Origin of the sequence: Kitasatospora dryopteridis (assembly GCF_050749075.1) — a bacterium.
In the GTDB taxonomy this organism is placed as follows: domain Bacteria; phylum Actinomycetota; class Actinomycetes; order Streptomycetales; family Streptomycetaceae; genus Kitasatospora.
Map to the genome: position 1 here is coordinate 2,464,429 of NZ_CP192749.1, position 24,363 is coordinate 2,488,791.

The following is a 24,363-nucleotide window of genomic DNA, read 5'->3' on the forward strand; positions in this document are numbered from 1 at the left end:
GAAGGTTGAACCCTTCCTGCTTTAAGCCCGTAAGATTTCAGAGCTAAACTCTAAGCATCCGAAGACTGTGGCGTCAAAGGCTTAAAGGGTGCACCCCGCCGTGGGAGAATGGCGCCCATGAGCGCACGCAAGCCGGAGCAGCCGGCCGCCACCGAGCTCGGCATCGCCGAGCAGGTGGCCCTCTACCAGCGGGAATTCCCCACCGTGGACCCGCAGGTGGAGACGATCGTGTCCACCCTCTCCCGGCTCTCCCGGCGGATGAACGTGGCGTACAGCCGCCAGCTCGCTGTGCTGGGAATCACGTCCGCCGAGTGGGAGGTGCTCAAGGCGCTGGTCTTCGCGGGCAGCCCGTACCGGCTCGGCCCGGGCGAGCTGGCCAAGCGGCTGGGCCTCACCCCGGCCGCGATGACCCACCGGATCGACCGGATGGTCGCCGACGGCCTGGTCACCCGGGATCGCGACGAGGCCAACCGGGTCCGCGTGATCATCGAGCTGACCGAGACCGGCCGCGACCAGTGGCTGGAGCTCATGCGGATGGCCGCCGTCTTCGAGGCGGACCTGCTGCAGGACATCGTCGGCGAGGACCGCGCCGCCCTCTCCGGGATGCTCGGCCGGATGCTGCGCCGCATCGAGCAGAGCCAGCCGGACGCCCTCGGCCGCACCGACGACCTGGCCTGACCCGCGTCCGCCGACGGCCCGGACCGACCGGCGTCCGCCGGAAACGGGGACTGCCCCGGACGGAGGTTCCGTCCGGGGCAGTCCCGTTCAGCTCGGGTCGTGCAGGTGGTGCGGGTCAGCAGGCGCCGTTGTCGGCCCAGACGCCCCACTGGCCGCTGAGACTCGGGTCCTCGCCCTGGGTCCACCACTTGTTGGTGTACTTGTGGCCCTTCCAGGAGACCTGGGTGCCGGCGGTCGCGTAGACCGTGGCGGAGTTCCAGCTCGGGGCGGTGCAGGTGCCGCCGGTCGGGCTGGCCGAGGTCGAGGGGGAGGTCGACGGCGAGGTCGACGGGGACGAGGACGGCGAGGCCGAGGAGGACGGCGACGAGCTCGGCGAGGCGGTCGGCGAGCTGGTCGGCGCCGGGCAGGAGGCCGCGGAACCGTTGGTGGCGTTCACCATCGCGTCGAAGAGCGAGGTCTGGGTGCCCAGGTCGTAGAGCGAGAAGGCGAAGGAGCCGCCGAGGCCGTTGCAGTGCGCGTAGTCCATCTTGGCCTGGATGGACTTGGCGTTCTCACCGGTCCAGAAGGTGGTGCCGTCGTAGAAGTACGCGGTCTTCGCGACGTCGTCCCAGTAGGTGTTGGCCGCGTTGCCGACGAAGCTGCTCAGCTCCTTGTACATCTGGATGCCGGCGACGTTGCCCGACATGGCGGCACCGGCGGCCGGGCCGGTCGCGCTCTGGAACAGGCCGTGGTTGGCACCGGCGGGGACGCCCGTCCAGCCGCGGTAGTAGAACGGCACACCCATGTTGATCTTCTTGGCGGGGAAGCCGCCGGGGATGCCGTACTGCGGGTCGCCGACCGTCCAGGCCTTGATGGCGTTGTCGATCGAGTACTTGCCGTTGCCGCCCGGGACGGGGGTCATCGGGTCGTTCGGGTTGGTGTAGATCGGCGCCTGGTGGTTGGTCGGGCCGGTCTTGTCCCACGCGCCGTGCATGTCGTAGGTCATGACGTCGAGGAAGGTCAGGTACTGGCCGAGCTTGTCGGTCTCGACGTTCTTGATCTTGTCCTGGCCGGCGCCGACCGCGGCGGAGAGCGCGTAGCTCTTGCCGTCGGCCCTGCCCTGGGCGTCGAGCTGGGCGCGCAGCTCGGCCATCAGCAGGGTGAAGTTCTGCTTGTCGTTGGGCGAGGCGTGGTTGCCGGTGTGGCCGCCGCCGCCCGGGTACTCCCAGTCGATGTCGAAGCCGTCGAAGACGCCGGCCGCGCTGCCGGTGCCGCCGAAGCCGCCCTGCACGGGCAGGTTGCCCTTGATGAACATGTCGACGCAGGAGGAGACGAACTTCTTGCGCGCGGCGTCGGTGGCCGCCACGTCGGAGAAGTACTTGGAGTAGGTCCAACCGCCGATCGACAGCAGCACCTTGAGGTTCGGGTTCTTCGCCTTCAGCTTCTTCAGCTGGTTGAAGTTGCCGACCAGCGGCTGGTTCCAGGTGTCGGCCACGCCGTCCACGCTGGTCGCCGCGTCGAAGGTCTTCTGGTAGTCGGCGTACGCGTCGCCCGCGCCGTCACCGGCGTTGGGGTCGTCCTCGTTCTGCGAAGCGGCCTTGGTGGCCTCGAAACAGGTGAGGTTGGTCGGGTCGATGTTGGCGAAGTCGTAGATCAGGTAGTCCAGCTTCGACGCCACGCCGGTGTCCTGAACGGTCTTCAGGTAGTAGGCGTTGCTGTAGATCGACCACTGGTCGAAGTACGCGACCTTGATGCCGCCCGAAGTGGCGGGCGCTCCGGTCGAGTTGGTCGGGGCGGCCTGGGCGTTGACGCCCGAGGTGAGCGCGAGCGCGCCACCGATCAGCAGGGAGGCCGCGGTGCCGGCGGCGAGGAGGCCCATGCCGCGGCGACGGCGGTGCCGGCTCTGCCTGGGCTGGGACGGAACGGAACGAAGCATGGCTGCGTGGCTCCTGGTCGTGGGGGATGCCCCGCCGCGCCCCGGGGTGCACCACGGCGGGTGGGACCGCAATGGTCAGGGGCATGACAGGGGAATCGAGCGTTGGCCTGCACACAAAAGGAATGACCAGCTGCGGGGAACGCGCCGAACCGGTGCCGACGGCCCGAACCGCCGGCACCGGCCCAGGGGCTCCCTGCACCTGGCCACAAAAATGGACTAGACCAAACGTCCCGTCAAGAGCCGTTTCCTGCGCTTGAGGAGTCCTTAAGGTTCCGTTCGGGTGCGGCTCAGTAGCGCAGTGCGTGCGCCACCTCGGCCTTGACCTGGCCGGTCAGCGCACGGTTGCTCCGGGCCGTGGCCTGCGCCGTTCCGCCGGCCGGCACGTTCGGCACGTTGACCACGACCGTGTCGAGCCGGTTGCCGCTGGAGTCCTCGAAGTCGACCTGCACGGTGTACTTGTGCGGCGAGTCCTCGCCGTTGGTCACCGTGATCGGCACGTCCAGCTTGCCGTCCGAGGCGGTCACCGGGGTGCCCAGCTTCACGTCCTCGGAGGCGTCCAGGCCTCCGGTGACCTCGGCGATCGCCGAGGAGGCCGCCGCCTCCGCCGAGGCCACCGCGGACGCCGCCGAGGAGGCCAGGCCGCCTGCGGCGGAGGCCAGTTCGGACGCCTTCGACTCCACCGCCGCGGCCGCCGAGGAGGCCACCGAGGACGGCGAGGAGTCCGACGAGCACCCCGCCAGTGCGGCACCGCCCAGCAGCACGGCGGCGCCCAGCAGGGCTGCGGAACGGATCTGGTGGTTCATGACTGACTCCCGTGAACGACGGATCCCGCGGTGCCGCCTCGGCACCGGCCCCCGCCCGCGTCCGGCCGCGCCGGGCGAACGGGGACCCCCTGGAAACGGCCTGCTCAGGAGAGACCCGAGCCCTCCTGCATGGCGGCCTGCTCGATCTCCCGGATCTCCCGGCGGCGCACGGTGTCCTGACGCCGGGTCACCACGGCTGCCGCGCCGACGGCGCTCGCACCGAACGCCAGCAGCCCGATCCACGGCCGGTCCAGCACATGGCCCAGCGCATGGTCGAGCGAGTAGCGGCCCGCCCCGGAGATGCCCAGGGCCAGCCCGCAGGTGCCGATCAGCGCCGGGTACTCGAAGCCGCCGCCGACCGCCCAGAAGCCGGCCGGGGCGTGCACCGCGATGGCACCCGCCATCGTGCCCGCCACCACCGACCCGGCCACCGGTGTCGCCAGGCCCAGCGCGAGCATCGCCCCGCCGCCCGCCTCGCCGACACCGGAGGCGATCGCACTCTGCCGGCCCGGCTCGTACCCCATGTGCTCCATCGCCAGGGTCGTGCCCTCGATGCCTCCCCCGCCGAACCAGCCGAAGAGTTTCTGGGCGCCGTGCGCGAAGAGCACTCCGCCCACGGCGGCACGCAGGGCGAACAGGCCGAGGTCCTTGCGGTGCAGACTGGTCATGATGGGGCCCCTGGGTCGATGGCGGCACGTCCTCTCCATCCCAGCCCACGGGCCGGGACCGCTCGACCCGGGACCGCCATCCGGGCGAACCACCGAGGAGCGCCATGTCCGCGCCGGCCACCCCCGTTTTCCACCTCGACGGGACGGAGATCACCGACGAGCGCTCGTTCTACGCCGCGCTCGGCGCGGCCCTCCGCCCGCCGGACGGCTACTACGGCAGCAACCTGGACGCGCTCGCCGACTGCCTGCACGGCGGCTTCGGCCCCGAGCCCCCGTTCGTGCTGGTCTGGCACGCCTCCGCACTGGCCGCCTGCCGGCTCGATCGCCGGATGCTCCTCGCCGGCCGCGAGTGCAGCTACTTCGAGGCCGTCCTGGACGTGCTCAAGCAGGGCGGGGTCGCCGTACGGCTGCGCTGACAAGCCCGTTACGCAGCCGGGACAACCGGCGCAGAACCACCGCGGTGCGCCTGACGTGATCACGGTCGACACCCCACGACCGGCACACCAGGAGCCCCCATGAAGCAGCGCCCGACCACCGCGGCCCGGGCGGCGGCAGCGACCGCGGCTGTCCTCGCACTGGCCCTCGGCGCCGTCGCCTGCAACGACGACACCACCGCGGCCGGCAGCGGCGCAGCACCCACGGCCGCCGGCACCACCGCCTCCTCCCCCGCGGCGGACGGCAGTGCGGCGACGGCCGGGACGGCCGGGCCCGGCTCCGCCGCGACCGGCAAGGGCACCGCCCCGGCGCAGAACGCCTCCGAGCGCTGCCGGACGGGCGAGCTCAAGGCCGACGTGCAGATCCAGGAGGGCGGCGGCCGGGCCATGGTCATGCTGGTCAACAAGGGCAGCCGCACCTGCACCGTCAAGGGTTACCTCGGCTACGGCGGGCTGCTCGCCGACAACTCCCGGGTGGACACCGCCACCCACCGGGTCGCCCAGCCCGGCCCGCCGGTCTCCGTCACCCTCAAGCCCGGCACCACCGCCTTCTCCGGGCTCTCCTGGAAGTCCTGCGACAAGGCCGACACCACCTGCACCGTGCTGGCCGGTCTGGTGGTCACCCCGCCGGACGAGACCACCCAGCTCACCGCCGCCGTCCTCGGCACCGACGGCAAGCCGGTCGTCCAGTTCCCGGTCGCCAAGGCCGGTTTCACCGTCGGCACCCTCCAGCCCTCCAACCAGGGCGTCCTGCTCGGCTGAGGCGACTTCGAGGCGCCCGGGGTGAACCCCCGGGCGCTCCTGCGGCGGCGGACGGTCAGAAGAACGTCCTCACCAGGTCGACCACGCGCGGCAGTTCGGCGTCGGCGTCGTCCAGGACGGGGATCAGCGTCCAGCGGTCGAAGGCCGTGCACGGGTGGGAGACACCCAGCCGGACGACGTCGCCGACGGCGACGTCCGCACCGCGCAGGTAGGCGTGCTGGTCGTTGAGGGCGCTCACGGTCGCCCCGGTCAGCGGCTTGCCGCCCCGCACCCGCTGCGGGGCGGGCAGGCCGAGGTCGACCGGCAGGTCGCGCTTGCCGGCGTCCAGCAGGGCGAGCCCCGGCTCCGGGGCGGACAGCACCCTCGCCCAGCCGTGCAGGGCGGCCCGCAGCGGCTCGCCCGCGCCGCGCCGGCCGAACGGCGAGATGCCCCGGTAGAAGCCGTCGTCGTGGGCGAGGTAGGCGCCGGCCCGCACCACGACGCGGGTGCGGGCGTCGGCCAGCGGGGCGAGTTCCTCTGCGACGGTGTCGAAGAAGGCGCTGCCGCCGGCGGTCAGCCAGACCTCGTCCGCCTCATCGAAAAGGCCCTCGCCGTCGAGCTGGCGGTGCAGTTCGGCGATCCCCCGCAGGTAGCCGGTGACGGCGGCCACCGAGGCCGGGGAGGCGTCCGGGCCGAGCGGGCCCTCGTAGCCGCTGACGCCGGTCAGTCGCAGGCCCGGCGCGGCACGGACGGCGCGGGCCACCTCGACGGCCTCGGACAGGGTGCGGCAGCCCGTCCGCCCGCCGGGGGCGCCGAGTTCCACGCAGACGTCGACCGGGGCGGGGGCGCCGCGCAGCGCCTCGGACATCAGGGCGACCGCGCGGGTGGAGTCGACCCAGCTCGCGAAGCGGAGCTCCGGGTCGGCGGCGAGCTCGGCGGAGAGCCAGCGCAGGCCGGCCGGGTCGATCAGGGTGTTGGCGAGGTGGATGCGGCGCAGGCCGAAGGCCCGGCCGACCCGCAGCTGCGGCAGGTTGGCCAGGGTGATCGCCTCCGCGCCGGCGTCCAGGTGGCGCTGCCACAGGGCGGGGGCCATCGAGGTCTTGCCGTGCGGGGCGAGGCCGACGCCGGCCTGCGCGCACCAGGCGGCCATGGTGCGCAGGTTGTGGTCGAGGGCGGCGGCGTCCAGGGTGAGCAGCGGGGTGCCGAGGGCGTCGGCGGCGGGACGGGTGGCGAGGTACTCGGCGACGGTCAGGCCCCAGGCTTCGGCGGGGATCGCCTTGAACCGGAAGTCCAGCCGCTCCTCGGCCAGTTCGGCCACCTTGGCCCGGTCGATCAGCTCCATCGCGCCTGCCGCCCTCTCACCGCGCCCGCAGCGTTCCGGGCGTCCGCCGAGCAGCCTATGCCGTCCCGGCAGCGCTACGGCGCCACCACGGGGCGCCACGGGACGGGGCTGGAGAGGATCATCGAGCTGGCGGGCTGGCCGTAGGCGGCGAGGCGGTCGATGAGCTGCTCGAAGGCGACCATGCCGGGCACGCCGACCAGCAGGGTGCAGCAGGCGCCGCCGGTAACCCGGTGCAGCTGGAAGACCTCGGGCCAGCGGGTGACCTCGGGGTCGCGGAGGACGCAGTGCGGGCCGTAGCACTGCATGGTGACCAGGGCCATCACGTTGAGGCCGGCCCGGGCGGGGTCGATGTGGGCGTGGTAGCCGGTGATCACTCCGTCGGCCTCAAGGCGGCGGACGCGTTCGGCGACGGCCGGGGCGGAGAGTTTCACCCGGCGGGAGAGCTCGTTGTAGGAGAGCCGGGCGTCGGCCTGGAGTTCGGCGAGCAGCAGGCGGTCGACGGCGTCCATGGCGACTCCCGGGGTCGGGTTTGCGTTTGCAAAGCGTTTCGGCTGCAAGACCTTGCGTTCGTGAAGCCGTGGCGGCGTTTCGCTGCCCGCCGCCCATTCAAGACGGAACGGATGCCGCCGCACAATGGTGGCCCCCACGATGGGAGTGGGATGAACCGGGACATACCAGGAGGAATGCCATGGGCGGGGACACCGTCGACCGGCCGAATCTCGCCTTCGCGCCGCAGGGGGAGCCCGGCAACGGCACCCCGTACGCGCGCTACGTCATGCTGGACGTGCTGCACAGCCTGCAGCAGCCGCGCAGCAAGGTGCCGGCCGAGTACACGTTCATCGTCGCCACCCAGGTGATGGAGCTGCTCTTCGACCTGCTGCAGCGCGAGTGGGTCTCCGCCCAGCACGCGCTGCGCGAGAACGACCTCGGCGGCGCGCTCGCCGCTCTGCGCCGCGGCACCCACATACAGGACGTGCTGGTGAGCTCCTGGGACCTGCTGGCCACCATGACGCCCGCCGAGTTCGCCTCCTTCCGCGAGGTGCTGGGCGAGGCCTCCGGCTTCCAGTCGTCGGCCTTCCTGCGCCTGGAGTTCCTGCTCGGCAACAAGGCCGGCTCGCTGCTGCGGATGTACGAGGACTCCCCCGCCGTGCACGCCGAGCTCACCGAGGCCCTGAACGGCCCCAGCCTGTACGACGACGCGCTCGCCCTGCTCGCCCGCCGCGGCGTGGAGGTGCCCCATGAGCCGAGCGCCGGCCGGCACCGGCACAGCGCCGAGGTGGAGCAGGCCTGGCGCCGGGTGTACACCGACCCGGAGCTGGCCGAGCTGGCCCGCCTCGGCGAGGCGCTGCTGGACACCGCGGAGCGGGTCACCCGCTGGCGCCAGCGCCACCTCTCCTCGGTCAAGCGCACCATGGGCGCCAAGCCCGGCACCGGCGGCTCCAGCGGCCTCAGCTGGCTCAAGCAGTCCGCCGACCAGGACATCTTCCCCGAGCTGTGGACCGTGAGGAACGAGCTGTGACCACCCGCGAGGAGTGCGCGGCCCTCGACGCCGCCGATCCGCTGGCCGCACTGCGCGGCGAATTCGCCCTGCCCGAGGGCGTGCTGTACCTGGACGGCAACTCGCTGGGCGCGCTGCCGAAGGGCACCGCCGCCCGGGTCGCCGGCATGGTCGAGCGCGAGTGGGGCCAGGGCCTGATCCGCAGCTGGAACGACGCCGGCTGGTTCGGGATGCCGCACCGGCTCGGCGAGCGGCTCTCGCCCATGCTGGGCGCGGCCGCCGGGCAGGTCGTGGTCTGCGACTCCACCTCGGTCAACCTCTTCAAGGTGCTGGGTGCGGCGATGCGGCTGCGGCCCGGCCGGAGGACGCTGCTCGCCGAGCACTCGGCCTTCCCGACCGACCTGTACATCACCGAGGGCGTCACCGGCCTCTTCGACGGCGCCCGTACCGTGCTGCTGCCGCGCGCCGCCGACCTCGGCGAACACCTCGGCGAGGACACCGCCGTGGTGGTGCTGTCGCACGTCGACTACCGCACCGGCGAGCTGCTCGACATGGCCGCGATCACCGAGCAGGTGCACGCCGCGGGCGCCCTGATGGTCTGGGACCTCTGCCACACCGCGGGCGCACTGCCGATCGAACTCGACGCCTGCGACGTGGACTTCGCGGTCGGCTGCGGCTACAAGTACCTCAACGGCGGCCCCGGCGCGCCCGCCTTCCTGTACGCCGCGCACCGCCACCAGGCCTCGGCCGCACAGCCGTTGAGCGGCTGGTTCGGCCACGCCCGGCCGTTCGCCTTCGAGCCCTCGTACGCGCCGACCGAGGGGATCGGGCGGTTCCTCACCGGCACCCCGCCGCTGCTCGGCATGGCCGGTCTCGACGCCGCGCTGGACGTCTGGGAGAAGGCCGACCTGGCGCAGGTGCGGGCCACCTCGCTGGCGCTCACCGACCTGTTCCTGGAGCTGGTCGAGCCGCTCGGCCTGGAGTCGGTGACCCCCCGGGAGCACGCCCTGCGCGGCAGCCACGTCTCGCTGCGGCACCCCGAGGGCTACGCGGTGATGCAGGCGCTGATCGCCCGCGGGGTGATCGGCGACTTCCGCGCCCCCGACCTGATGCGCTTCGGATTCACCCCGCTCTACCTCTCCCGCACCGACGTCTTCGACGCGGTGCGGCACCTCGCCGAGGTGCTGGAGAGCGGCGAGTGGCGCGAGGAGCGGTTCAGCCGCCGGGGCGCGGTGACCTGAGGAAGGCGTTCTCCAGGCCGTCCCAGTTCAGCGGGCGGGCCGGCGGGATGCGGGTCTCGTGGGCGACCTGCACGATCCGGGTCGCCAGCCGGTGCACCACCAGTTCGTACAGCTCGCGCCGGCCCGGGTTCCGGGCCAGCGCGAGCAGCCCCTCGCCCTGGTACTCCGGGCCCAGGCTGCGGTGGTTGAAGCGCAGTTGGCGGGCGGCGGAGGGCTGCTCTGCGGACCCCACCGGCACCCAGATCACCGGGACGATCCCGCTCGCCTGCTGTGCCGAGCGCTCGGCCGAGCGGGCCGCCCGGCGGGCGAAGCCGTACCACTCCTTGCCGCAGCGCTCGCTGGTGAAGTAGCGCGGCGAGTACAGCGGCACGAAGACCCGGCAGGTGGCCAGCGCCTCGGTGATCTGCCATCGCGACCAGCTGTCCAACTCCGGGCTGCGGTCCAGGAATCCGGGCGGCACCGCAGCCGGCAGGTCGGTCAGCTGCAGCACCTCCTCGCAGAGGTCCTGGTAGAGCCGGTCGACGGCCCGGTCGCCGGGGCCGCCGGGGTGGCTGAGGAAGAAGTAGGGTCTGGGAGCCTCCGGTCCGGCCGGCTCCTTGCGGTGCGTGCCCGAGTGCGAGGGCGTGCGCGACTCGACCGGCTGGCCGTGGAGTTGGGCGTTGCGGGCGAGCACCAGCGGCCGGCCGTCCCGCGGCGGCCAGATCCGGGTGACCGGCGGCGCCGGCGGGGTGGACTGCAGGGCGATCTCCAGCAGGTGGTGGACGGTCAGCTGCGGGGCGCCGTCCGGATCGCCGGTGCGGATCGCGGCGGCCAGCCGGCCCGCCACCGAACGGTCCACCGGGTGGCGGAGGTTGACCACCTGGAAACTCCCCGGGTCGACCGCCACCGGGCCGCCTGCGGCGGGCTCCGGCGGCACGCTGCGCGCACCGTCCAGGATCAGCAGCCGGCGCGCCGCCCGGCCCGCGGCGACCGTCTCCACCACGGCCTGCCAGTCCAGCCCCGGCCGGTGCACCCCGCCCCAGCGGCCCGCACCGACCGCCACCCCGAGCTCGTCCCCGGGCCCGAGCGGCCCGCCGACGTGCACCACCAGGGTGTCCTCGGCCTCCTGCACGGCCTGCTGCAGCGCCCGCTGGAAGCCGTCCGGGTCGTCCTCGCCCAGCCAGATGTGCCGGCGGTCCAGGCCCACCAGCGCCGGGTCCACCAACGCCTCGGCCAGCGCGGCGAGATCGCGCAGCGCGGTGTACTCCTGCTCCTCCAGCACCTCGCCCGGCGCACCGCGCGAGGTGGTCAGCAGCAGCACCGCCCGGGAGCGCTCCGGGTCGGGCAGCGCACCGGGCTCGGGCGGCGGCGCGGGCACGGGAGCCTCCTCCTCGGCCGGCCGCGGCGCGTCCTGCGGGTGCGGTCCGGGCAGCGGGCCCGCCAGTGTGAACACCGGCGCCCCGGTGACCCCGAGCAGCCGCGCGGCCTCCGGGCTGACCAGCGCGAACGGCCGCGAGTCCAGCAGCGTCACGGTGCCGTCCCGGGCGGACTCCACCCAGGCCGGGAAGGTCGCCGCGCCGACCCGCCCCGGATCGCCTATCCGCCCGCCGACCCGGATCAGCAGCTCCAGCGCGTGCTGCGCGGTGGACCTCGGCAGGGTGTGCAGCAGCAGCTCCCGCACCCCCGGCCGGAACGCGAAGTAGCCCGGGCGGCCAGCCTGTTCCTGCAGCAGGCCGCTCACCACGACCTCCGCCAGGTGCTGCGGCTGCGGCCGGGCCAGCCCGACCTGCTGGAGCAGCCGCATCACCGGCAGCGCGGGCGTGGTCAGCGCGGTCATCCCGGCCAGCGTGAACGCCTCCCGGGAGGCCGTGGCGCGGAACCGCACCACCAGCTCCTCCGCGGTCAGCTCCTCCGGATCGGGCCCGGCCTCGGTCGGGCGCCCGGCCCCGTTCGGCGTCGCGCCGAGCATCAGCGCCGCGCCGACCACCTGGCCGCCGGTCGGACTGCCCACCAGCTGCGCCCAGTTGGCCAGCCACTCGGGGCCCGGCTCCAGCACCGGGACGGCCGGTGCACCGCGGCCGGGCGGGGTGTCGGTGAACGGCACGAACCCGTACGCGGCGTCCGGGGCGCCCGCCTCCGTCGCGGTGAACACCCCGGGGACTGCGGGCACCGCGGCCAGCGGCCACAGGCGTTCCGGCAGCGGCTGGACGACCGCCACCGGCAGCCGGCGGGCCAGGCCGTGCAGGGTGCGGTGCCAGCGGTCGCCGGCCGGGCCGGAACGCCACTGCGGGCCCATGCAGTCGCTGATCACCAGGACCGCGGAGCGGCCGTCGGCGATCCTGCGGTGGGCGAGCCGGCCGTCGGCGAGCAGCCGCCCGGAGGTGACCTGGCGGAAGGCGCCGGTCTGCTGGAAGAGCGTGCGCAACTCCCGGGCGAGCGGCCGCCAGAGGGTCATGGTGGGGCCGATGTCGAGCACCAGGTGCAGGTCGAGCCAGCGCTCGGTGCTGGGCCGCAGCACGGGCAGCCAGTGGACGGTCCCGGGTTCGCGCAGCGCCTCGGCGAGGCGGTCGGCGGTGGCCTGTTCGTCGAGCAGGCGGCGGCGCTCGTCCGGGACGAGCCGCTTCAGCGGGCGCAGGGCCCGCTGAAGCGGCAGCGGGCGGGCCAGCATCGGGGCGTCGGGGGTGGGTGCGGGGACGGCGGGTGCGGGCCGGCCGCCGCGGTCCGGGGCGGGCAGGTGGAGGGCGGTGCGCGGACCGGTGCCGTCCGGCCCCGGGGCGTGCTCGGTGCGGTGACGCGGGCGCAGGCCGCCGGAAGTGCCCGTGGCGGGGCGGGCGGTGCGCGGGGCGGGCAGGCCCGCGGTGTCGAGGCCCGGGCCGCCCTCGGTGCCGCGGGCGGCCAGCCAGAGCAGTTCGGCGAGCTCGACGGGGGCCCGTGCGGCGAGGCCGAGTTCGGCGAGCAGGTCGGTCAGGCGGTCCAGGGCCGCCGGGTCAGAAGACATCGTCGTCCTGGCCGCGACTCAGGTAGGGCATCACCTGGGCGGCGAGCGCGGCCCGGTCGGCGGCGTCGCCGAGTTCCGGCCGGGAGGTGAGGTAGATGGCGTTCAGCAGCTGGTCGGTGGCGAGTTCGCCCTCCTCCCGGCGGGACAGGAAGACCTCCAGGATCTCGGTGACCAACTGCCGGTCCGACTCCGGGAGGTGGGAGTGGACGATGGACTCCAGCTCGGCGCCCTCCGGCCGGCGCAGTTCCAGCACCACACAGCGGCGCAGGAAGGCGGCGGGGAACTCCCGTTCGGCGTTGGAGGTGAGCACGGTGAACGGGAAGGCCCGGCAGCGGATGCGGCCGCCGTGCACGGGCGCCCGGCTGGTGCCGTCCGCGGTGAGGACGTTCGCCTCGGGCTGCTGGGGGGCGGCGCGGACGAGTTCGTCGATCTCGTACTGGCCCTCCTCCAGGATGTGCAGCAGGTCGTTGGGCAGGTCGAGGTCGCCCTTGTCGATCTCGTCGATGAGCAGCACCCGGGGCCGCCGGTAGGGCAGCAGGGCGGTGCCGAGCGGGCCGAGCCGCAGGTGCTCGTCGAGGGAGGCGTCGGGGGTCTGCGGGCCGGAGCGGTTGGCTGCGTAGAGGCGGGAGAGCGGGTCGTACTGGTAGAGGCCGTCGCGCAGCGTGCTGCGGCTGGTGATGTTCCAGCGCAGCACCGGGCCGAGGCCGAGTTCGCGGGCGACCGCGTACGGCAGGCTGGACTTGCCGCCGCCGGGCGGTCCGGTGACCAGCAGCGGCCGGCGCAGGTAGAGCGCCGCGTTGACGAGTTCCACGGTCTCCGGGGTGGGCCGGAAGGTCGCGGCCCGGTGCCGGGCCGGGTCGGGCACCGGGTCGGCGGGGCCGTCGGGCTGCGGCAGCACCGGCCCCCCGTCGAAGTCGCGCCAGGGCGGCGGGGCGGGCAGCTCGGCGATGCCGTCGTGCGGCTCGGTGACGCCCTGGTAGATGCGCTTCAGCGGCATTGCTCTCCTGCTCCTGCTCACTCGTCGGGGCCTTCGGCGGTCCGGGTCTCACTCGGGGCCCGCGGCGTGGGGCGGTGGTGCGGTCGGGACGACGCGGTAGGGGCGGTGGGGGCCGGGCAGGACCGCCGGGTCCTCCCAGAGCAGCACCAGGCCGGCGGCCCAGTGCTGTGCGGGGTCGGCGGCCTCCTCCGCCTGGTGCCGCAACTCGCGTACCCGGCGGGGCAGATCGCCGGGTGCGACATCGGCCAGTTCCTCCGCCAGTCTGGCAAGGAATCGCTCGTTGCGGCAGGTCCGGGTGTGTGAGTGGTCGGCGGTGCAGGGGCGTTGCGGCCACAGTACGGCGGGGACGCCGGCCCGCAGGGCGGCGGCCAGCAGCGGCTCGTACGGGGCGCCGCGGGGCGGGCCGGGGAAGGCCGGGAGCTCGACCCGCTCGGGCGGCCGCAGCCGGTGGTAGAGCCTTTTGCCGTCCGGGAGTTCGGTGCAGCGCAGCTGGTGCAGGCGGGTGCCGGGGGCGGTGCGCAGCGGGGCCCATTTGAGTTCGAGCTGGCGGCGGGCGGCCGGGTCGGCGCGGCGCTGGGCGTCGACCACGACGACGGCGTGGTCGGCGCCGAGCGGGCCGTAGTCGGTGCGCCGGCGGGCCCAGTCGTGGACGGGCTCGGTGAGCCACTTGCGGGGCAGCGAGAAGATGACCAGTTCCGCGCCGTCCGGTTCGAGCCGGCCGAGTTCGTGGTCGATGCGGTCGCGGACGGCGTTCTTGAGGCGCAGTCGCGGGACGGTGCGGGTGTCGGCGGCGCCGATCCGGCCGTCGCGGACGGCGGCGACGGCGACGTGGAACATGGCGGGCCCGGCGCCGCTGGGGCTGATCTCCACGAGGATCGGGCGCCAGCGTTCGCGTCTGGGCCCGGCGGCGGGGGCGGCGTCGCGGTGCCGGTCGAGCCAGTCGCGCAGGCCCTCGCGCAGCCCGTGGTCGGCGCTGGCCTCGGCGACGTGGTGGGCGAAGTGGACCACGGGGTGCGGCCCGTGGGGCGGCCGGGGGACCTCGGCGAGCAGGTACCAGCCGGCGTCCCAGAGGGTGGCGGGGCGGCTGGGCGGATCGGGGCAGCCGAGCGGTCCGACGGCGGCGCGGTAGAGCTCCAGCGGGTCGGCGGGCGGCGGGCCGGCGCCGAGCAGCAGCCGGAGGCCGCGGACGGCGGGGGCGGGCAGGGCGGCCCCGGCGAGCCGGTCGGCGAGCTGCGGGACGTACCGGGCGGCGGCCTCGGCGGGCAGCATCTGGCCGAGCCTCGCGGCGGGCCGGGTGCGGTCGTCGGGGCTGCGCGGCACACCGAGGGTGTCGAGGGCGGCGGTGACCAGGCCGGCGACCTCGCCGGTGGCGGCGATGACCACCGGGCCGCCGCTGAAGCCCGGGGAGAGCGGCATCCCGGTGCCCTCGTGCTCCAGTTGGACGAGCTCGCCGGCGATCCGGAAGCCGCCGCGGGTGAGCCTGATCTCGCTGCTGAGCCCGGTGTCGTGTCCGGCCGGGAAGCCGTAGGCGACCAGGGCGGGGGCGGGCGGCCCGGCCCACCGGTGCAGCGGGGCGAACGGGGCGGGGGTGGCGGTCTGCGCGGGCACCGGCTCGCTGAGTTCCAGGACGGCCACGTCGCCCGCGCCGCCCGGGAGTTCGGGCCATGGGCCGCGCTGGGCGACGGTGGCGCCCAGCGGCGCCAGGTCGGGGTGGGCGACGAGCCTGACCTCGGCCTCGTCGACGCCGTGCACGACATGGGCGCAGGTGAGCACCTCGCGGTCGGAGATGAGGATGCCGGCACCGGTGATCGGCCCGGCGGGCCCGGAGGTGGTGATCCGGGCGAGCCAGCGGACGTCCTGCATCGGCACGTCCGGTCAGTGCCCGGCCCGTTCCGCACCGCCGCCGGGTGACCAGGAGAGCTTCACGGTGAGGTGGGCGTCGGCCGCGGTGCGGGCGATCAGCGCCCCGGCCTCGGCGGACAGCTTGACGCCGAACTCGATCTCCACCGTGTCCGGCCGCAGGCTGCCGTCGCGCAGGACGGTGAGGGCCGCCTCGGCGGCGGCGCGGACCCCGCCCAGCGCGTGCTCGAAGGTCTCGGCGGCCCGGACGACCGCCTCACCGCCCCTCCCGACGGGCTGCATCCCGTACGCCGCCGGGGCCGGGGCAGTGCTCTCCACCCGGACCACCGCGCCGTCGGCCGTCAGGAACTCCACGTAGTGCGACATGGCCACTCCCCACCGTGTCAAGCCGTACTGTCAGCCGAATTCCTTGGCGATGGTCGCACAGCACGGGCCACTGCGCAGCGGTTCCGGCGGGGTTGACATCAGCAATCTTCAAGGAACATGACAATATGTCAGGTTGATCCGCCCTCCGCTCCACCGGCCGGATAACGCCGGGCCGAGGACTTGTCGACAAAGGCACTGGAGTGGCCCGCCGGGGGCACGGGGTTGCCCGATCTCCCACGGCGGGGACACGCCCTAGGGTGGAGGCCGGGACCGATCAGGAGGGTACGGGGATGGACGAGGCAGTCGGCGGGCCGCTGGTCGTGGTCGCGGAGAGCGCCGAGGTGCTGGCGCTGCCGGGCCTCGGCGAGCACCTGCTGACCCCGGCCGAACGGGAGCGGGCCGCCGGCCTCCGCAGGGAGCGCAACCGGCTGGACTTCCTCGCGGCGCACCTGCTGGTACGGCTCTGCGCCGCGCACCTGCTCGGCGTCCCGGTGTCCGAGCCGGTGCTGGTGCAGCACTGCCCCGACTGCGACCTGCCCGGGCACGGCGCGCCCGCGCTGGCCGGGCGGCCCGGCATCGGGCTGAGCCTGTCGCACACCGAGGGCGTGGTCGCCGCGGCGGCCGGGCCGGTGCCGGTGGGTGTCGACGTGGAGCAGCCGGGCACCGGCCGCGGCGACCTGGCCGACCTGCACGCGCGGGTACTCGGTGCCGCGGAGTCGGCCGCGGTGGCCGCCCGTCCCGACCCGGCGGGGGCGTTCCTCCGGCAGTGGGTGCGCAAGGAGGCCATGATCAAGATCGGCCGGGTGTCGCTGGACACGCTGGCCGAGGTCGACCTGTCCGCGCTGCCGCTGGACGCCGCCGGCCCGGGGCCCGCCCGGCACCGCCACGAGGACCTGCACCTGCTCGACTGGACGGAGCCGCGCAGCGGGGCACTGCTCGCGGCGGTCAGCACCCGGCCCGTCCGGCTGGTGCCGCTGGCGGAGACGGCCGGGGCCGTACTTCCGGTGTGAGGGACCGGCCCGGGCCCCCGCCGTAAGGGGTGTTAGCGTCGGCGACGGCCGCGCCGGACGCACCCGCGCGTGCCCGCCCTCCTCTCCCCCGCCGCCGCGAAGGATGTCTCCCCCATGGCCAAGTTCCTGCTGAGCCTGCACGTGCTGGCCTCGGTGCTGTTCATCGGCCCGGTCGCGGTAGCCGTCAGCATGTTCCCGCGGCGTGCGGCCGCGGCCCTGGGCTCCGGGGCGGACCAGCCGGGCGCGGCCGCCTCGGTGCGCCTGCTGCACCGCATCACCCAGGTCTACGCGCTGCTCGGGATCGCCGTCCCGCTGCTGGGTGTCGGCGTGGCCCAGGTGATGGACGTCCTCGGGCAGAGCTGGCTGATCGCCTCGATCGTGCTGACGGCGCTCTCGGCCGGCTCGCTGCTGCTGTTCGTGGTGCCCGCCCAGCAGTCCGTGATCGACACCCTGGACGCGGAGGCCGGCACGCCCGCCGCCCACTCCCGCGGCGACGACCGGGAGCGGGCGGAGCGCGGCCTGAAGCTGCTGCCGATGACCGCGGGCGTGTTCAACCTGCTGTGGGCGGTGGTCGTGGTGCTGATGGTCATCCGACCGGGGTCGACGACGGGAGCCTGACCTCCACCCGTCCGGCACCCCTGATCTCCAGGCCTTCGAGCAGCGCCAGGGTGGCGGCGGCCACCGCCGCGACCGCCTGCTCGAAGGCCTCCCTGTTGTGGGCGGCCGGGGCGCGGAAGCCGGACACCTTGCGGACGTACTGCAGGGCCGCGGCGTGGACGTCGTCGGTGGTGACCTCCGGCGTCTCCGGCGGCCTGAGCGTCTTGATCGATCGGCACATACCCCCAGTCTGCCCCTCCGGGCACACCCCGGGGGCAGCCATCACCGAATCAGTCGGCCCGGGTCCGCACGTCAGCCGGCCGGGGCCATCAGGGTGCGGGTGAGCGGCGTACGGGCGAGCACCAGCACGCCCATCACGATCAGCGCGACGCCGACGGTCTCCGGGATCAGCCAGAGGCCGGCGCGCAGCGTCTCCTCGTACAGCAGGACGCCCAGCAGCAGGCTGACCCCCGCGTCACCGAGGGTCAGCGCGGGCTGCGAGGCGACCAGCGGCCCGGACTGCAGGGCGTTCTCCAGCAGGTAGAGCGCACCGACCCCGGCGATCGCGAAGCCGTACGTCTGCCAGGCGGTGAGGAAGGCCACCAGGCCGTGCATGTCCAGCAGGTGGGTGGAGGACTTGATGAGGGCGGCGGTCAGCGCGTTGCCGACTGCCGCCGCACCCGCCAGGCAGGCGGCGCGGACCCCGCCGGGCGGGCGGCGCAGTGCCACCGCGCAGAGCACGGCGATCGCGGCGCCGCAGCCCGCGAGTGCCGGGATCCAGCGGGACATCGGAACGTGCATGGTGCCGGGGGTCGGTGCGGCCGCGCCGAGCGCGAGGCCGAGGCCGACCACCATGCAGGCGACGGCGGTCCAGGCCTGGCCTGGAATGGAATGGAATGGAATGGAATGGAATGGAATGGAATGGAATGGAATGGAATGGAATGGAATGGAATGGAATGGAATGGAATGGAATGGAATGGAATGGAATGGAATGGAATGGAATGGAATGGAATGGAATGGAATGGAATGGAATGGAATGGAATGGAATGGAATGGAATGGAATGGAATGGAATGGAATGGAATGGAATGGAATGGAATGGAATGGAATGGAATGGAATGGAATGGAATGGAATGGAATGGAATGGAATGGAATGGAATACAGCAGGACGCCCAGCAGCAGGCTGACCCCCGCGTCACCGAGGGTCAGCGCGGGCTGCGAGGCGACCAGCGGCCCGGACTGCAGGGCGTTCTCCAGCAGGTAGAGCGCACCGACCCCGGCGATCGCGAAGCCGTACGTCTGCCAGGCGGTGAGGAAGGCCACCAGGCCGTGCATGTCCAGCAGGTGGGTGGAGGACTTGATGAGGGCGGCGGTCAGCGCGTTGCCGACTGCCGCCGCACCCGCCAGGCAGGCGGCGCGGACCCCGCCGGGCGGGCGGCGCAGTGCCACCGCGCAGAGCACGGCGATCGCGGCGCCGCAGCCCGCGAGTGCCGGGATCCAGCGGGACATCGGAACGTGCATGGTGCCGGGGGTCGGTGCGGCCGCGCCGAGCGCGAGGCCGAGGCCGACCACCAAGGTTCCGGCGGGACATCAGGGCCGAGATCACCAGCGCGAACGGCAGTTCCAGGACGAAGATCGGCTGGACGACGGAGAGCGCGCCGCGGGCCAGTGCCACCGCCTGGAAGAGCGCGGCCGCGGTCACCGCGACGATGCCGGCCACCCAGACCGGGCGGTGCGCCAGGTCGAGCAGCAGGCCGAAGCGGAAGCCCTCGGAGCGCCGCACGGTCTGCGCGGCGCGGTGCTGCAGCACGGTGGCCAGCGCGTTGCTGAGGGCACCGCACAGGGCGAACAGGACGGGGAGCAAGGCAGGCGGTTCCCTTCGCCGGATGCGCCCAGTCTCACCCGCCCGCGCTGCACCTCCGGCGCACCGCGCCGCGACTCAGCCCCCGGCCACCCCGAACAGCCGCGCCGCGTTGCCCCAGCACACCGTCCGCAGCCACTCCACCCCCAGCCCCAGACCGGCCAGCGCATCGAGCGCGTGCGCGTACCGGTACGGGATGTTCGGGTAGTCGGTGCCGAGCAGGACGCGGTCCCGCAGGTCGGCGAGGCGGGGCCGCAGGGCGGGCGGGAAGGGGGCCAGGCGTTCGGTGAAGTCGGTGAACGCCATGGTGGTGTCGAGGTGGACGTTCGGGTACCGGGCGGCCAGGTCGAGGAAGTCGGCGTACTCCGGGAGGCCCATGTGTGCCACGACCAGGTGCAGCCGCGGGTGGCGGGCGAGGACGGCCCCGATCGGCCCGGGCCCGGTGTGCTTGCCGGGGGCCGGGCCGGAGCCGCAGTGGGTGACGACGGGGATGCCGGCCTCGGCGAGCAGGCCCCAGACGCCGTCCAGCTGCGGGTCGGCGGGGTCGTAGGCGCCGACCTGCACATGGGCCTTGAACACCCGGGCGCCGCGGTCGATCGCGGCCGCGACGTACTCGGCGGCGCCGGGCTCGGGATAGAAGGTGGCGGTGTGCAGGCAGTCGGGGGTGCGGGCGGCGAAGTCCGCGGCCCAGCTGTTGAGCCAGGCGGCCATGGCCGGCTTGTGCGGGTAGAGCATGGCGGTGAACGCCCGGACGCCGAACTCCCGCAGGGTGTCGATGCGTTGCTGTTCGGCGTGCCGGTAGGCGATCGGCCAGGGGCGGCCGGTGAGCGGCCCGGCCGCGTCGAAGTACGCCCACACCTTGTCGAGCACCGGCTCGGGCATGAAGTGGGTGTGCACGTCGATCAGGCCGGGCAGCCCCAGCTGCCCCCAGAAGAAGCGGACTTCGGCGGCCTCGTTCACCGCCGGACGGCCCTCTCCAGGATGGCGGCGGTGTCGGTGCCGGTCGGCAGGGTGCCGAAGGCGGCGCCGTGGTCGCCGCCGAGCCGGGAGGCGCAGAAGGCGTCGGCGACGGCGGGGTCGCCGTACCGGACGAGCAGCGAGCCCTGGAGGGCGAGGGCCATCGACTCGACGAGCCGGCGGGTGCGGTACTCCAGGTCGGTGAGGTCGCCGAGTTGCTTGCGCAGGGCGGCGGTCGCGGCGTCCAGGCGGCGGTCGGCGCCGGCTGCGGCGTCGAGTTCGGCGAGGAAGGCCTCGACGCTGGCGGGGTGGCGGGCCATGGCGCGCAGCGCGTCCAGGGCGGCGACGTTGCCGGAGCCCTCCCAGATGGAGACCAGCGGGGCCTCCCGGTAGAGCCGGGGCATGCCGGACTCCTCGACGTAGCCGTTGCCGCCCAGGCACTCCAGGGCCTCGGCGGCGTGCACCGGGCCGCGCTTGCAGACCCAGTACTTGGAGACGGCGAGGCCGAGGCGGCGCAGCATGGCCTCCTGCTGGTCGCCGGCGAGGGCGGCGTCGGTGGCGGCGGCGAGCCGCATGGCGACGGTGGTGGCGGCCTCGGACTCGACGACGAGGTCGGCGAGGACGTTGCGCATCAGCGGCTGGTCGACCAGGGCGGCGCCGAAGGCCCGCCGGTGGGTGGCGTGGTGGAGGGCGCGGACGGTGCCGTAGCGCATGCCGGAGGCGGCGCCGATCGTGCAGTCGAGGCGGGTCATGTTGACCATCTCGATGATGGTGGGGACGCCGCGGCCCTCCTCGCCGACCAGCCAGCCGGTGGCGCCCTCGTACTCGATCTCGGCGGAGGCGTTGGACTTGTTGCCGAGCTTGTCCTTGAGCCGCTGGAGGCGGATCGGGTTGCGGCTGCCGTCGGGCAGCACCCGGGGCAGCAGGAAGCAGCTGAGGCCGCCGGGTGCCTGGGCCAGGGTGAGGAACACGTCCGACATGGGGGCGGAGGTGAACCACTTGTGGCCGGTGAGGCGGTAGGTGCCGTCGGCGTGCGGGACGGCGGTGGTGGTGTTGGCGCGGACGTCCGAGCCGCCCTGTTTCTCGGTCATCGACATGCCGGCGATCAGGCCGCGCTTGGTGAGCGGTTCGCGCAGGCCGAAGTCGTACTCCCGTGCGGCGAGCAGGGGTTCGTAGCTCTCGGCGAGGGCCGGGGTGGCGCGCAGGGCGGGCACCGCGGCGTAGGTCATGGAGATCGGGCAGGTGTGGCCGGCCTCGACCTGGCCCCAGACGTAGAACTTGGCGGCGCGGGCGGTGTGCGCGCCGGGCCGGTCGTCGGCCCAGGGGGCGGCGTGCAGCCCGTACCGGACCGCGGTGCCCATCAACTCGTGCCAGTACGGGTGGAATTCGACCTCGTCGATGCGGTGGCCGTACCGGTCGTGGGTGCGCAGGACGGGCGGGTTCTCGTTGGCGAGCCGGCCCCAGGTGTCGGCCTGCTCGGAGCCGGCGAGGCGGCCGAGTTCGTGGAGTTCGTCCTCGGCCCAGCCGGCGCCGGCCCGCTGCAGGCCGTCGAGCAGCGCCGGGTCGGCGGCGACGTCGTGGCCGTACGGGTCGGGGACCTGGTTGGTGACCTCATGCGTCGGCATGCCGTCCTCCTGGGGCGGGGTCTGCGGGGGTGGTGTCCTGGGCGGATCGCTTCGGCGCGCCCTCGGGGGTGCCGAGGGCGCGCAGGGCGAAGGCGGTGAGGGCCGGGATGACGTCGTCGGGGGTGCTGCCGCCGGCGAGCGGGCCGACGAGCGCCTCGCCGATTGCGCCGACCAGTGCGGCGGCGGTCAGTTCCGGCTGCTGGGGCGGGAGTTCGCCCTCGGCGACGGCGTCGGCGATCTGCGCGGCGATGAGGTCGCGGAAGGCGCGGCGGAAGACCAGCCGTTCGGCGTCGACGACCGGGTCGGCCGGTTCGGCGAGCAGGGCGTAGGCCCGGCGCGGGGACTTGAGCGCGCGGGTGGCGAAGGTCTCGACGACGGCGGCGACCCGGCGCTGCGGGGTGTGCTCGCGGGCGACGGCCTCGGTGACGGCACCGACCTCGCCGGTGACGACCGTGCGGAACAGCTCGACGGCGAGGTCGGCCTTGCCGGCGAAGTGCCGGTACATCGAGCCGGTGGCGATCCCGGCGCGTTCGGCGACGGCGGCCATCGAGCAGCCCGCGTAGCCGCGCTCGGCGAGCAGCGCCACGGCCGCCTGCAGCACGGCGGCGCGCTGGGCGTCGAGCCGGGCCTGGACGGCAGGGGTGCGTCGGTATGCCATGCGAAGTATTGAAGCACTGATTCACTGCTTCGAGAAGGGCGCGCTCCGACCCCGCCCGGGAACGCCGCGAGGGCCGCCCGCCGGTCGGCGGGCGGCCCTCGGGAGGGGGCGGCAGTCGGCTTTCGGGCCCGTACGGACACGGGCGGAGCCTGCTACGGCTTGGGCAGGGTGCAGCCGGCCCGGTTCAGGTCGAGCTTGTTACCGGCGGCGAAGCAGGCGGGGACGGTGTACGTCTGCTCGGCGTAGTTGATGCCCTTGCGCACGGTCACGACGCCGTTCTGGTCGACCTCGCAGGGGTTGTTGACGGTGCAGCGCTCGCCGTCCTCGTTGCCGGTGTTGTTCACGGCGACGACCTGGCCGGTGGCGGTGTCGACCACCGGGGAGCCGGAGGTGCCGCCGATGGTGTTGCAGCTGGAGGTGTAGCGGACGGAGTCCTTCCAGGTCCAGTCACCCTCCTTCAGCCGGTACGCGAAGCCGTCGATGCTGCAGGAGTAGATCCGCTTCCAGTAGCCGGAGACCACCTTGATGGAGGTGCCGGCCGCCGGGTGGCTCGCCGACATGGTCAGCGGGTTGATCCCGTAGCGGGACTTGATCGACGCGTAGGTGCTGGTGAGCTGGTACAGCGTCACGTCGGTGTCGGTCATGGTGCTGTAGACCACCTTGCTCGCCCGCAGCGTGCCGAGGCTGCCGCCGGAGGAGTTGAGCAGGGTGAAGCTGCGGTTGGACGACCGGTTGGTGATCACCTGGCCAGGCGCGGGCATGCCGGTCTCCAGACAGTGGCCGTTGGTGAGCACCAGCGCCGGGTCGGTGGAGACCGAGCCGGGCAGCCGGACGACCGAGCCCGAGCAGTTGCTGAGCGCGACGGTGCCGGCGAAGTCGACGGTGACGGCCGCGGCGCCCTTGGTCGCGGCCGAGGCGGGAGCGGCACCGGCCAGCGCGGTGGCGCCGCCGAGCAGCAGGGCCAGGGACACGCCGATGAGCGGCTTCTTCATGGGAGGGCCTCTCGGAGTGGGGGTCCTCCAAACCTGGCGTGTCCATGACGCCACGTCAATATGCTTGTATGAATTACCTGTTACGGCGACTGCCCGTGGGCAACCCCCAGGGGCGCGGGGAACTGCGCAGTGCGGGAGCGGTGCACGCGCGATTCCCCGGACACCCCTGATCAGCGCGTTCGCCCCGTCCGAATTGCGCAGCTCCCCGCACCCCTGCGGGATCTCACCCTTCGTCGAGCCAGTGCCGCCGCCCCGTGGTGATCAGCCGGAGCTGGGTGCGGGCGGTCCGCGCGATCCGCTCCTCCCCCGCCGGGCCGGCCTCCAGGAAGGCGGCGGCGGTCGCCACCATGTGCTCGACGTAGAGCTCGGCCAGCATCCGCACGTCCGCCTCCGGCCACCCCTCGGAGGCCGGCTGGGCGGCGAGCCCGGTCGCGACCTCGTCCGCGAAGCGCTCGAACTCGGCGGCGATGGCCTCCCGCACGGGCCGCACCCCGCCGTGCCGCTCGCGGGCCAGGAACCGGACGTGGGCCCGGTGTTCGCGGACGTGGTCGGCGATCAGCTCGACGCTGCGGTCGATGATCTCCTCGGAGCCGTCCTGCTCGGCCAGCACCCGGCGGATCATGCCGTGCAGGCTGGCGAGGGACTCCTCGACCAGCACCACGGCCAGTTCGGAGAGGTCGCGGAAGTGCCGGTAGAAGCCGGCCGGGGAGAGCCCGGCCTCGCGGGTCACCTCGCGGACGCCGACGCCGCTGAGGTTCTGGTGCTCCAGCAGCCCGAGGGCGGCATCGAGGAGGGCGCGGCGGCTCTGCTGCTTCTGGGCCTGGCGGACCCCGGAGGTGTGACTCACATCATTCAGTAAACAACCGTTTGCCGACTTTGGCGAGCGCCGAAGCGCGTACGATGGAGAAGTCGGCGAACAGTCGTACACCGAATCGGCTGCCGACCGGGGAGAGGACACCTGCCGTGAGCCTTCTGATCGTCATCGTCGCCATGGGCCTCCTCGCGGGGGCCGCGATCCACACCTCCATGCCGGTCTTCCTGGCCGCCTCCGCCGCGATCGCGCTGTGGCTGCTGGCCTTCGGCGTCCGCGAGCGGCTCGCCCGCACCCGGCACCACTGACGGCACCGACCGGCCGTCGACCCGTA

At 73.7% G+C, this 24,363-nt stretch carries 25 protein-coding genes and 1 pseudogene; 9 read left to right on the forward strand and 17 right to left on the reverse strand.

Going from position 1 to position 24,363, the window contains the following annotated elements; all coding sequences use genetic code 11:
* Window positions 1-117 precede the first annotated feature (117 nt).
* Window positions 118-678, forward strand: coding sequence for a MarR family winged helix-turn-helix transcriptional regulator (locus ACQ614_RS11195; protein ID WP_431678334.1), 561 nt, complete (start codon window positions 118-120; stop codon window positions 676-678).
* A 115-nt stretch (window positions 679-793) separates the two neighbouring features.
* Here ACQ614_RS11195 and ACQ614_RS11200 read toward each other — a convergent pair whose 3' ends face one another.
* The 3 genes from ACQ614_RS11200 to ACQ614_RS11210 all read right to left on the reverse strand — a co-directional run bounded on the left by ACQ614_RS11200 (window position 794) and on the right by ACQ614_RS11210 (window position 4,064).
* The gene (locus ACQ614_RS11200; protein ID WP_431678335.1) at window positions 794-2,593 is read right to left on the reverse strand and encodes a glycosyl hydrolase family 18 protein; all 1,800 of its coding nucleotides are present in this window, start codon (window positions 2,591-2,593) and stop codon (window positions 794-796) included.
* A 287-nt stretch (window positions 2,594-2,880) separates the two neighbouring features.
* On the reverse strand, window positions 2,881-3,396 hold the full coding sequence (locus ACQ614_RS11205) for an FxLYD domain-containing protein (protein ID WP_431678336.1): 516 nt from the start codon (window positions 3,394-3,396) through the stop codon (window positions 2,881-2,883).
* Window positions 3,397-3,500: 104 nt separating this feature from the next.
* Window positions 3,501-4,064: a DoxX family protein gene (locus ACQ614_RS11210; protein ID WP_431678337.1), complete on the reverse strand. Its 564-nt coding sequence runs from the start codon at window positions 4,062-4,064 to the stop codon at window positions 3,501-3,503.
* 104 nt (window positions 4,065-4,168) lie between these two features.
* Between ACQ614_RS11210 and ACQ614_RS11215 the strand changes: the two genes are divergently transcribed.
* Together ACQ614_RS11215 and ACQ614_RS11220 are read left to right on the forward strand one after the other, a co-directional pair.
* Window positions 4,169-4,480, forward strand: coding sequence for a barstar family protein (locus ACQ614_RS11215; protein ID WP_431678338.1), 312 nt, complete (start codon window positions 4,169-4,171; stop codon window positions 4,478-4,480).
* A 99-nt stretch (window positions 4,481-4,579) separates the two neighbouring features.
* Complete coding sequence (locus tag ACQ614_RS11220; protein WP_431678339.1) at window positions 4,580-5,260, forward strand: DUF4232 domain-containing protein; 681 nt, start codon at window positions 4,580-4,582, stop codon at window positions 5,258-5,260.
* Between the two features lie 55 nt (window positions 5,261-5,315).
* On the opposite strand, the gene ACQ614_RS11225 is transcribed toward ACQ614_RS11220, so the two are convergent.
* The gene (locus ACQ614_RS11225; protein ID WP_431678340.1) at window positions 5,316-6,581 is read right to left on the reverse strand and encodes an alanine racemase; all 1,266 of its coding nucleotides are present in this window, start codon (window positions 6,579-6,581) and stop codon (window positions 5,316-5,318) included.
* Window positions 6,582-6,655: 74 nt separating this feature from the next.
* Window positions 6,656-7,090 carry an Lrp/AsnC family transcriptional regulator gene (locus ACQ614_RS11230; RefSeq protein WP_431678341.1) on the reverse strand — a complete coding sequence of 145 codons (435 nt, stop codon included), beginning with the start codon at window positions 7,088-7,090 and terminating at the stop codon, window positions 6,656-6,658.
* 179 nt (window positions 7,091-7,269) lie between these two features.
* Here ACQ614_RS11230 and ACQ614_RS11235 point away from each other — a divergent pair, with 179 nt between their 5' ends.
* Entirely contained in the window at window positions 7,270-8,100 is an 831-nt protein-coding gene (locus tag ACQ614_RS11235) for a tryptophan 2,3-dioxygenase (RefSeq protein WP_431678342.1), read from the forward strand.
* A complete protein-coding gene (gene kynU / locus ACQ614_RS11240) occupies window positions 8,097-9,320 on the forward strand; it encodes a kynureninase (protein ID WP_431678343.1) in 1,224 nt (407 codons plus the stop codon). The genes ACQ614_RS11235 and kynU overlap by 4 nt, the downstream gene beginning before the upstream one ends.
* Here the strand turns inward: kynU and ACQ614_RS11245 are convergent.
* Genes ACQ614_RS11245 through ACQ614_RS11260 form a run of 4 tightly spaced genes read right to left on the reverse strand, consistent with a single transcriptional unit; the run spans window position 9,295 to window position 15,520 of the window.
* Window positions 9,295-12,297, reverse strand: coding sequence for a TIR-like protein FxsC (locus tag ACQ614_RS11245; RefSeq protein WP_431678344.1), 3,003 nt, complete (start codon window positions 12,295-12,297; stop codon window positions 9,295-9,297). The genes kynU and ACQ614_RS11245 overlap by 26 nt on opposite strands.
* Entirely contained in the window at window positions 12,287-13,294 is a 1,008-nt protein-coding gene (locus ACQ614_RS11250; RefSeq protein ID WP_363493654.1) for an AAA family ATPase, read from the reverse strand. The genes ACQ614_RS11245 and ACQ614_RS11250 overlap by 11 nt, the downstream gene beginning before the upstream one ends.
* Before the next feature lie 48 nt (window positions 13,295-13,342).
* Window positions 13,343-15,157 (reverse strand): trypsin-like peptidase domain-containing protein, encoded by a 1,815-nt coding sequence (locus ACQ614_RS11255; protein WP_431683894.1) that lies wholly within the window; start codon window positions 15,155-15,157, stop codon window positions 13,343-13,345.
* Window positions 15,158-15,169: 12 nt separating this feature from the next.
* On the reverse strand, window positions 15,170-15,520 hold the full coding sequence (locus tag ACQ614_RS11260; RefSeq protein WP_431678346.1) for a CU044_2847 family protein: 351 nt from the start codon (window positions 15,518-15,520) through the stop codon (window positions 15,170-15,172).
* 290 nt (window positions 15,521-15,810) lie between these two features.
* Here ACQ614_RS11260 and ACQ614_RS11265 point away from each other — a divergent pair, with 290 nt between their 5' ends.
* A complete protein-coding gene (locus ACQ614_RS11265; RefSeq protein WP_431678347.1) occupies window positions 15,811-16,530 on the forward strand; it encodes a 4'-phosphopantetheinyl transferase family protein in 720 nt (239 codons plus the stop codon).
* A 114-nt stretch (window positions 16,531-16,644) separates the two neighbouring features.
* Window positions 16,645-17,148 (forward strand): DUF2269 family protein, encoded by a 504-nt coding sequence (locus ACQ614_RS11270; RefSeq protein ID WP_363493659.1) that lies wholly within the window; start codon window positions 16,645-16,647, stop codon window positions 17,146-17,148.
* Here the strand turns inward: ACQ614_RS11270 and ACQ614_RS11275 are convergent.
* Both ACQ614_RS11275 and ACQ614_RS11280 read right to left on the reverse strand, forming a co-directional pair.
* Window positions 17,117-17,368 (reverse strand): DUF2277 domain-containing protein, encoded by a 252-nt coding sequence (locus ACQ614_RS11275; RefSeq protein WP_431678348.1) that lies wholly within the window; start codon window positions 17,366-17,368, stop codon window positions 17,117-17,119. The genes ACQ614_RS11270 and ACQ614_RS11275 overlap by 32 nt on opposite strands.
* 71 nt (window positions 17,369-17,439) lie before the next feature.
* Entirely contained in the window at window positions 17,440-17,916 is a 477-nt protein-coding gene (locus ACQ614_RS11280; protein ID WP_431678349.1) for a hypothetical protein, read from the reverse strand.
* Between the two features lie 26 nt (window positions 17,917-17,942).
* Here ACQ614_RS11280 and ACQ614_RS11285 point away from each other — a divergent pair, with 26 nt between their 5' ends.
* A complete protein-coding gene (locus ACQ614_RS11285; RefSeq protein WP_431678351.1) occupies window positions 17,943-18,389 on the forward strand; it encodes a hypothetical protein in 447 nt (148 codons plus the stop codon).
* On the opposite strand, the pseudogene ACQ614_RS11290 reads toward ACQ614_RS11285, so the two are convergent.
* From ACQ614_RS11290 to ACQ614_RS11315, 6 genes and pseudogenes are all read right to left on the reverse strand, one after another.
* Window positions 18,284-19,013, reverse strand: a pseudogene (locus tag ACQ614_RS11290) (DMT family transporter); the annotation flags it as partial. The gene ACQ614_RS11285 and the pseudogene ACQ614_RS11290 sit on opposite strands and share 106 nt — an antisense overlap.
* 51 nt (window positions 19,014-19,064) lie before the next feature.
* Window positions 19,065-19,946: an amidohydrolase family protein gene (locus ACQ614_RS11295; RefSeq protein WP_431678352.1), complete on the reverse strand. Its 882-nt coding sequence runs from the start codon at window positions 19,944-19,946 to the stop codon at window positions 19,065-19,067.
* On the reverse strand, window positions 19,943-21,568 hold the full coding sequence (locus ACQ614_RS11300; RefSeq protein WP_431678353.1) for an acyl-CoA dehydrogenase family protein: 1,626 nt from the start codon (window positions 21,566-21,568) through the stop codon (window positions 19,943-19,945). Before ACQ614_RS11300 ends, ACQ614_RS11295 begins: the two co-directional genes overlap by 4 nt.
* Window positions 21,555-22,226, reverse strand: coding sequence for a TetR/AcrR family transcriptional regulator (locus tag ACQ614_RS11305; RefSeq protein ID WP_431678355.1), 672 nt, complete (start codon window positions 22,224-22,226; stop codon window positions 21,555-21,557). The genes ACQ614_RS11300 and ACQ614_RS11305 overlap by 14 nt, the downstream gene beginning before the upstream one ends.
* Window positions 22,227-22,378: 152 nt before the next feature.
* Window positions 22,379-23,218, reverse strand: a complete 840-nt coding sequence (locus ACQ614_RS11310) for a S1 family peptidase (RefSeq protein WP_431678357.1) — start codon at window positions 23,216-23,218, stop codon at window positions 22,379-22,381.
* Window positions 23,219-23,441: 223 nt separating this feature from the next.
* A complete protein-coding gene (locus ACQ614_RS11315; RefSeq protein WP_431678358.1) occupies window positions 23,442-24,065 on the reverse strand; it encodes a TetR family transcriptional regulator in 624 nt (207 codons plus the stop codon).
* 116 nt (window positions 24,066-24,181) lie between these two features.
* Between ACQ614_RS11315 and ACQ614_RS11320 the strand changes: the two genes are divergently transcribed.
* Window positions 24,182-24,337: a hypothetical protein gene (locus tag ACQ614_RS11320; RefSeq protein WP_431678359.1), complete on the forward strand. Its 156-nt coding sequence runs from the start codon at window positions 24,182-24,184 to the stop codon at window positions 24,335-24,337.
* Window positions 24,338-24,363 lie beyond the last annotated feature (26 nt).

Bases quoted from the DNA above. Each gene is read 5' to 3' on its own strand.
- ACQ614_RS11270 (WP_363493659.1), top strand. From the start codon at position 16,645: ATGGCCAAGTTCCTGCTGAGCCTGCACGTGCTGGCCTCGGTGCTGTTC.
- ACQ614_RS11205 (WP_431678336.1), bottom strand. From the start codon at position 3,396: ATGAACCACCAGATCCGTTCCGCAGCCCTGCTGGGCGCCGCCGTGCTG.
- ACQ614_RS11225 (WP_431678340.1), bottom strand. From the start codon at position 6,581: ATGGAGCTGATCGACCGGGCCAAGGTGGCCGAACTGGCCGAGGAGCGG.
- ACQ614_RS11235 (WP_431678342.1), top strand. From the start codon at position 7,270: ATGGGCGGGGACACCGTCGACCGGCCGAATCTCGCCTTCGCGCCGCAG.
- ACQ614_RS11300 (WP_431678353.1), bottom strand. From the start codon at position 21,568: ATGCCGACGCATGAGGTCACCAACCAGGTCCCCGACCCGTACGGCCAC.
- ACQ614_RS11305 (WP_431678355.1), bottom strand. From the start codon at position 22,226: ATGGCATACCGACGCACCCCTGCCGTCCAGGCCCGGCTCGACGCCCAG.
- ACQ614_RS11265 (WP_431678347.1), top strand. From the start codon at position 15,811: ATGGACGAGGCAGTCGGCGGGCCGCTGGTCGTGGTCGCGGAGAGCGCC.
- ACQ614_RS11310 (WP_431678357.1), bottom strand. From the start codon at position 23,218: ATGAAGAAGCCGCTCATCGGCGTGTCCCTGGCCCTGCTGCTCGGCGGC.
- ACQ614_RS11220 (WP_431678339.1), top strand. From the start codon at position 4,580: ATGAAGCAGCGCCCGACCACCGCGGCCCGGGCGGCGGCAGCGACCGCG.
- ACQ614_RS11230 (WP_431678341.1), bottom strand. From the start codon at position 7,090: ATGGACGCCGTCGACCGCCTGCTGCTCGCCGAACTCCAGGCCGACGCC.
- ACQ614_RS11250 (WP_363493654.1), bottom strand. From the start codon at position 13,294: ATGCCGCTGAAGCGCATCTACCAGGGCGTCACCGAGCCGCACGACGGC.
- ACQ614_RS11245 (WP_431678344.1), bottom strand. From the start codon at position 12,297: ATGTCTTCTGACCCGGCGGCCCTGGACCGCCTGACCGACCTGCTCGCC.
- ACQ614_RS11280 (WP_431678349.1), bottom strand. From the start codon at position 17,916: ATGTCCCGCTGGATCCCGGCACTCGCGGGCTGCGGCGCCGCGATCGCC.
- ACQ614_RS11210 (WP_431678337.1), bottom strand. From the start codon at position 4,064: ATGACCAGTCTGCACCGCAAGGACCTCGGCCTGTTCGCCCTGCGTGCC.
- ACQ614_RS11195 (WP_431678334.1), top strand. From the start codon at position 118: ATGAGCGCACGCAAGCCGGAGCAGCCGGCCGCCACCGAGCTCGGCATC.
- ACQ614_RS11275 (WP_431678348.1), bottom strand. From the start codon at position 17,368: ATGTGCCGATCGATCAAGACGCTCAGGCCGCCGGAGACGCCGGAGGTC.
- ACQ614_RS11255 (WP_431683894.1), bottom strand. From the start codon at position 15,157: ATGCAGGACGTCCGCTGGCTCGCCCGGATCACCACCTCCGGGCCCGCC.
- ACQ614_RS11215 (WP_431678338.1), top strand. From the start codon at position 4,169: ATGTCCGCGCCGGCCACCCCCGTTTTCCACCTCGACGGGACGGAGATC.
- ACQ614_RS11260 (WP_431678346.1), bottom strand. From the start codon at position 15,520: ATGTCGCACTACGTGGAGTTCCTGACGGCCGACGGCGCGGTGGTCCGG.
- ACQ614_RS11200 (WP_431678335.1), bottom strand. From the start codon at position 2,593: ATGCTTCGTTCCGTTCCGTCCCAGCCCAGGCAGAGCCGGCACCGCCGT.